The sequence below is a fragment of the Mesotoga sp. HF07.pep.5.2.highcov genome (assembly GCF_003666285.1).
Taxonomy (GTDB): Bacteria; Thermotogota; Thermotogae; order Petrotogales; family Kosmotogaceae; genus Mesotoga; species Mesotoga prima.
In genome coordinates this window covers 1-6,036 of sequence record NZ_JFHJ01000546.1, presented here as the reverse complement: position 1 = coordinate 6,036, position 6,036 = coordinate 1, and the positions used below count along the sequence as shown (strand labels likewise).

The window sequence follows — 6,036 nt, the reverse complement described above, 5'->3', positions numbered from 1 at the left end:
TCTTCACAGCGATCAGCGGATCCTTGATTTTAAGAGTACAGCGGTCATCAAGGAACTCATTACTCTCTACTTTCGAATTTTCGTTTTCTCGATTTTTACACCATTCAATGACCAACTATCAGTGCCTTCTAACAAATAGATCTTTCAGCTGCAAACGGCCCCTCGATCAAGCGAGATTAATGTCAAGACCATAGAGATGAGTGAAGTCGTGTTCGTTTGATGATGATTACCGATTCGGTAAGGAACTATTGAGCTCCAGAGAAGATGATATGGGTAATGATCAGCTATTCAAAGGAGAATTATAGGAAGAAACTGTAAGAGAAGATAATTCATAGAGGCTCTCTTAGTTCGTTTTCTTTATCGTACAAAGAGGCTTTTCTACTTAGCAAAAAAAAGGGAGAGCAAGCTCTCCCTTCAAAAGATCTACTTCATCAATACTCAGGCATCTGTGGCATTGGAGCCTGGGGTTTTTCTTCTGGCTTTTCTGTAAGAGCGGCTTCTGTTGTAAGAAGTATACCCGCAATGGATGCCGCATTCTGAAGAGCACTTCTTGTAACCTTTGCAGGATCTATGATACCCACTTTGAACATGTCTGTATAAACATCGTTCAGAGCATCGTATCCAAAAGCTGCATCGTCACTGTGAAGAATCTTGTCAACAACAACTGCACCGTCTAAACCGGCATTCTCGACTATCTGCCGAATCGGAGCATCTAGGGCCTTCATGACCACCTTGATACCAATCTTGATATCGGGATTCTCCGTGCTATCGAAGAGTTCCTGAACGGGCTTCTTCGCTCTCGCAAGAACAACTCCGCCTCCGGCTACGATTCCTTCCTCGACTGCAGCTCTTGTCGCTGAGAGAGCATCCTCAATTCTATGTTTCTTCTCTTTGAGCTCGGTCTCTGTTGCAGCGCCGACTTTGATAACCGCCACTCCTCCTGAAAGCTTTGCAAGTCTTTCCTGGAGAGTTTCCTTTTCGTATTCGGAAGTAGTCTGATCGATCTGAACCTTGATCTGACCAATTCTCTGCTTGATCTTTTCGGGATCTCCTTTGCCATCAACGATTATCGTGTCGTCCTTCTTGACCTTTACAACGCCCGCACTACCGAGGTCATCGATAGTTGCATTTTCAAGGGTGAGTCCAACCTCTTCGCTGATCACAGTACCACCCGTAAGAATTGCGATGTCCTGCAGCATTGCCTTTCTTCTGTCACCGAAACCGGGAGCCTTAACAGCTACTGAGTCGAGAGTACCTCTGAGCTTATTGAGGACGAGAGTGGAAAGTGCTTCACCTTCAATGTCTTCAGCGATTATTACGAGAGGCTTGCCTGCCTGGGCCACCTTTTCCAGAATCGGAACGAGCGGTTTTACTGCTGAGACTTTCTTGTCGGTTATAAGAATAAGAGGCTCTTTGATTATAGCTTCCATCTTCTCTGGATCGGAAACAAAGTAAGGAGAAATGTAGCCTCTGTCAAACTGCATACCTTCAACGAACTCTACGTATGTGTCGAGCGTCTTGGAATCTTCTACCGTTATTACTCCATCCTGACCGACCTTGTCCATCGCTTCTGCAATGAGTTCACCAATCTCCGAGTCATTGGCAGAAATAGCTGCAACTGAAGCAATGTCCTCTCTTGAAGAGATCTTCTTCGATAGGGACCTGATGTGAGAGACGGCCTTCTCTGTTGCCTTCTGGATACCCTTCTTCATGAGTATAGGATTGGCTCCAGCGGTAACATTTTTCAAACCTTCCTTGATCATTGCCTGTGCGAGAACGGTCGCAGTCGTAGTTCCGTCACCGGCAATATCGTTCGTCTTGGAAGCTACTTCTTTTACGAGCTGAGCTCCAAGATTCTCGAATTTATCTTCCAGATCGATTTCCTTTGCGATCGATACACCATCATTGGTTATCGTCGGAGAGCCCCAGCTCTTCTCAAGAACTACGTTTCTCCCTTTGGGACCGAGCGTTATCCTAACTGCATCTGCTACCGCGTCTACACCTTTTTCAAGCGATCTTCGTGCTTCTTCGCTGTATTTCAGAATCTTAGCCATACCGATTCCTCCTTCAATCCTCGATCTTTGCCAGGATATCATCCTGATCGATGATTATGTAGTCGTCATCATCGATCTTGATCTCCGTGCCGGAATACTTGGAATAGAGGACCTTGTCGTTTTCCTTAAGGTCAATATCCTCGACTTTCTCTCCAACTGCAATTACCTTCGCAGTCATCTGTTTCTCCTTCGCAGCGTCGGGAAGAACGATACCACCTGATGTCTTCTTCTCTTCCTCATAAGGCTTAATCAGTAATCTTGTACCAAGGGGAACTACTTTCATAAAAAGCCTCCTTTCGAATTTTATGTTTTAGCACTCACAGTGATAGTCTGCTAATTAATAATAAAACATCGTTCCGATTTCTTCAAGAGCTTTCTGTGTTAAATGATCGTAAACATAAAAAAATAAGCACGCAAGAAGACGGTTTTTCCCATTTTTCTCTGGATTCTTTTTGCTATCTTACAGCTTCTGCCTCTTGCACGGTTTCGAGTCAGGCACCCCATCACGCAGTTTCCAGTTTGAGAATGTTCGTGGAGTTGCTAGTTCCAAACGGAATACCGGCCGTCAGTATTATCGTGTCACCGGATTTCACAAGCTTTAGGTGTCTAGCAAGCGGTCCGGCCACTCTGACGAGATCGTCTGTCGAGGAGCCAAGGCCCATTAAAACTGGGCGGGCACCCCAAACGAGGTTCAACCTGTAATACGTCTCCTCGTTTGGAGTAACTGCAAGTATGTGAGCTCTCGGGCGAAACCCGGAGACGTTTCTTGCCGTGTGCCCTGAGAATGTGGAGCTCACTATTACTTTCACTTTCAGCTCCTCACTTATATCCCATGCTGCCCTGCATATGGCATCTGTATGGTCGTCCGTAGATATCTTTTCCCTTGTCCACTTCAGTAATTCCGGATTCTGCTTAAGATACTTCTCTGCAGCTCTAGCAGTAAGATCCATAACCGACACTGCTTCTAGAGGATACTTGCCGATTGAAGTCTCGCCAGAAAGCATTATCGCATCGCTACCGTCCAGAATGGCATTTGTGATATCGGTTGCCTCTGCTCTTGTCGGTACCGGATTTTCTATCATCGATTCCAGCATTTGAGTAGCAGTTATCACGGGAATACGCTTTTGATTACCGTGTCTAATTATCTTCTTCTGAGCTACCGGGACTTCTTCGACCGGTATTTCAACTCCTAAATCGCCTCTAGCAACCATTAATCCGTCGGAGACTTCAGCAATCTGTTCAATGTTTTTTAAGGCCTGTTCTGTTTCTATCTTCGAGATTATTGGAATAGAACCCCCAAGATCCTTAATCACTTTTTTGGCATGTACAACATCTTCCGATCTTCTCACAAATGAAAGGGCAAAATAATCAACCCGTTCTTCAATTCCAAGTTTGATGAACTTCTTATCCTTCTCGGTAATTGCAGGAATGCTTATGTCGATTCCAGGAAGGTTTATACCTCTTCTGTGTGTCACTATTCCACCGTTTAAAACCTTAGTTCTAACTTCAGAACCGGTTATCGATTCTACTCTCAGTTTTATCTTCCCATCGTCCATGAGAATCAGATTCCCCGGCTGGACTTCTTCGGGAAGTTTCTTATAGTTCACACCGACAATCTTCTCGTCCCCCACGATATCTTCGGTTGTTAGAATTATTTCACTGCCTCTTTTAATGTCCACCGCATCCTTTTTGAAGACGCCCGTCCTGATCTTTGGACCAGAGAGATCTAATAATATGGTAAGTGGAGAATTCGCTGACTTTCGAATCTCCTTAAGATTTCTTATTCGCTCCCTGTGTTCGGAAATGTCGCCGTGAGTCGTGTTCAGCCTTGCAACATCCATTCCCCTTTGAAGAAGGCTTCTCAAAACTTCAAGAGATTCGGTAGCCGGACCGATGGTACATACAATCTTCGTCTTCCTCAATCAAACCACCTCATTAAGAGAGTATTTTCGCCATTTCCATCAGTTCCATATCCAGTTCTTTTTTGTGTGAAAGCACTTCCTCAAGAGGTATTCCTTTGATTTTCCCACCATTCAACGACATCATCATTCCCGCTTTACCTTCTTCAAGCGCCTTAACCGACGCATATCCCATTCTTGAAGCAAGTACTCTATCAAATGCAGTGGGAGAGCCTCCCCTTTGAATGTGGCCGAGAATGGTTATTCTTGTTTCGTATCCAATCCTGTGTTCAACATGTCTTGCAACTGTATATGCGCTTGCAGCCCCTTCAGCGACAACTATAATACAGTTGATCTTTCCCCTTTTCCTTTCATTCCATATCTTCTCGGCAATCGCTTCGTAGTCCACTGGAAGCTCTGGAACTATAATGGCTTCAGCTCCAACGGCCATACCGGAAGCAAGCGCTACATATCCAGAGTTCCTTCCCATAACTTCTACAACAAAGGCCCTTTCATGTGAAGAAGCCGTGTCCTTGAGCTTCTGAATCGTTTCTACGCAGGTATTCAAACAGGTATCGACACCGATACACATATCCGTCATGGCAATATCATTGTCAATCGTTCCGGGAAGACCTATTACGGGAATTCCGTTTTCATCCATGAGAAGCTTGGCTCCGTTTAAGCTTCCTTCTCCACCAATAACTACAAGTGCATCAATCCCACTGCTTCTCAAAAGGTCGGCCGCTTTTGCCCTTCCCTCTTCGGTTCTGAACTCCTCACAGCGTGAGCTGCGAAGTACTGTGCCGCCCTTCTCCATTATTCCTCCCACAGAGGAGTAATCCATATCGATGAATTCCTCATCGAGCAGACCGGAGTATCCTCTGCGAATTCCAACGACAGCTATCTCATCCGTGTAAGCCGTTCTTACCGCCGCTCTTATCGCCGCGTTCATTCCCGGTGAATCTCCCCCGCTCGTAAGGACACCAATCTTCTTTATCATCATTATCCCTCCCAACAACTTCTACACTCAGCAAGACGAAAACATTCTAGCACATTGAGCTTCTAAAGTCATCAATCAGAAAAGCTTCCAGAAGTTAACTAATCTAATTACTTGGTGTATAATTTCTGGTGAACCGGGAGGTGATAAAATGAAGGTCCTCAAATCGGGAGTTCCTGAATTTGAAGCGAAGATGTTCCAGGAGATTCTGCTCAAAGAGGGAATCTTTTCAGAACTTGTGGATTCTCATTTTGCATATACCGACAGTGTCTATTTTGGTTCGGGCGGTTTAGTAGACATTATTGTACCAGACGAAGTCTTTGATGAAGCCGTCCAGATCTTTGAAGACTTAAAGAAAACGGGGAGGGAGGAAATGGATGAGTGAGCTAAAGAGAACTCCGCTTTTTGATGAACACGTACGTCTAAAGGGGAAATTGGTGGATTTTGCGGGATGGGAAATGCCGCTCCAGTTCGATTCTATTATCAATGAACACAACCTTGTGAGAAAGGTAGCCGGTCTTTTCGACGTTTCACACATGGGAGAGATAGAGATCGCGGGTCCAGATGCCATTGACTTTTCGGACTACCTGGTAACGAACTCCGTTTCTTCACTCAAGAACGGAGCTATAGTGTATTCACCAATGTGCAATGAAAAGGGCGGAATAGTCGACGATGTTCTAGTCTACAGGTTGAACAATGCTAAAACTATGTTCGTTGTAAATGCCTCAAACAAAGACAAGGATTTCAAGTGGATTACGAGCAATAAGGGTAGTTTCGATGTGAAAATCAAAGACGCATCGGCTGACTTTGCGCAGATTGCATTTCAAGGGCCACGAGCGGAGGAGATCCTGTCGGAGGTATCACAGGTAAGGCTTGAGAAAATCCCATTCTATCACTTTGAATACGGCAGGGTGAATGGCATAAAGGCTCTCGTATCTCGCACGGGATATACGGGTGAGGATGGTTTTGAGCTATACGTTGACCCCGAAGCTGCAGTTGCTTTGTGGAGAAAGATACTTGAATTGGGGTCAAGTATTGGTGTCAAACCAATCGGCCTCGGAGCAAGAGATACCCTTAGATTTGAGGC

6 protein-coding genes are annotated in these 6,036 nt (G+C 45.1%); 2 read left to right on the top strand and 4 right to left on the bottom strand.

Annotation, left to right across the window (positions count from 1 at the left end):
• Positions 1–431 precede the first annotated feature (431 nt).
• The 4 genes from groL to pfkA form a co-directional block, all read right to left on the bottom strand.
• A complete protein-coding gene (gene groL / locus BG32_RS11630) occupies positions 432–2,054 on the bottom strand; it encodes a chaperonin GroEL (RefSeq protein WP_014731609.1) in 1,623 nt (540 codons plus the stop codon).
• 13 nt (positions 2,055–2,067) lie between these two features.
• Positions 2,068–2,337 (bottom strand): co-chaperone GroES, encoded by a 270-nt coding sequence (gene groES, locus BG32_RS11625; RefSeq protein WP_006487663.1) that lies wholly within the window; start codon positions 2,335–2,337, stop codon positions 2,068–2,070.
• 220 nt (positions 2,338–2,557) lie between these two features.
• Positions 2,558–3,976 carry a pyruvate kinase gene (pyk, locus tag BG32_RS11620; RefSeq protein ID WP_121526858.1) on the bottom strand — a complete coding sequence of 473 codons (1,419 nt, stop codon included), beginning with the start codon at positions 3,974–3,976 and terminating at the stop codon, positions 2,558–2,560.
• A 13-nt stretch (positions 3,977–3,989) separates the two neighbouring features.
• Positions 3,990–4,949: a 6-phosphofructokinase gene (gene pfkA, locus BG32_RS11615; RefSeq protein WP_183084333.1), complete on the bottom strand. Its 960-nt coding sequence runs from the start codon at positions 4,947–4,949 to the stop codon at positions 3,990–3,992.
• A 151-nt stretch (positions 4,950–5,100) separates the two neighbouring features.
• Here pfkA and BG32_RS11610 point away from each other — a divergent pair, with 151 nt between their 5' ends.
• Both BG32_RS11610 and gcvT read left to right on the top strand, forming a co-directional pair.
• On the top strand, positions 5,101–5,334 hold the full coding sequence (locus tag BG32_RS11610; RefSeq protein ID WP_014731606.1) for a hypothetical protein: 234 nt from the start codon (positions 5,101–5,103) through the stop codon (positions 5,332–5,334).
• Positions 5,327–6,036 (top strand): glycine cleavage system aminomethyltransferase GcvT (gene gcvT, locus BG32_RS11605; RefSeq protein WP_121526859.1); only part of this gene is annotated, 710 nt, incomplete at its 3' end. The genes BG32_RS11610 and gcvT, both read left to right, overlap by 8 nt.

What these genes read in the sequence shown, in the direction of transcription:
- groL (WP_014731609.1), bottom strand. Translation starts at nt 2,054, where the DNA reads ATGGCTAAGATTCTGAAATACAGCGAAGAAGCACGAAGATCGCTTGAA.
- BG32_RS11610 (WP_014731606.1), top strand. Translation starts at nt 5,101, where the DNA reads ATGAAGGTCCTCAAATCGGGAGTTCCTGAATTTGAAGCGAAGATGTTC.
- groES (WP_006487663.1), bottom strand. Translation starts at nt 2,337, where the DNA reads ATGAAAGTAGTTCCCCTTGGTACAAGATTACTGATTAAGCCTTATGAG.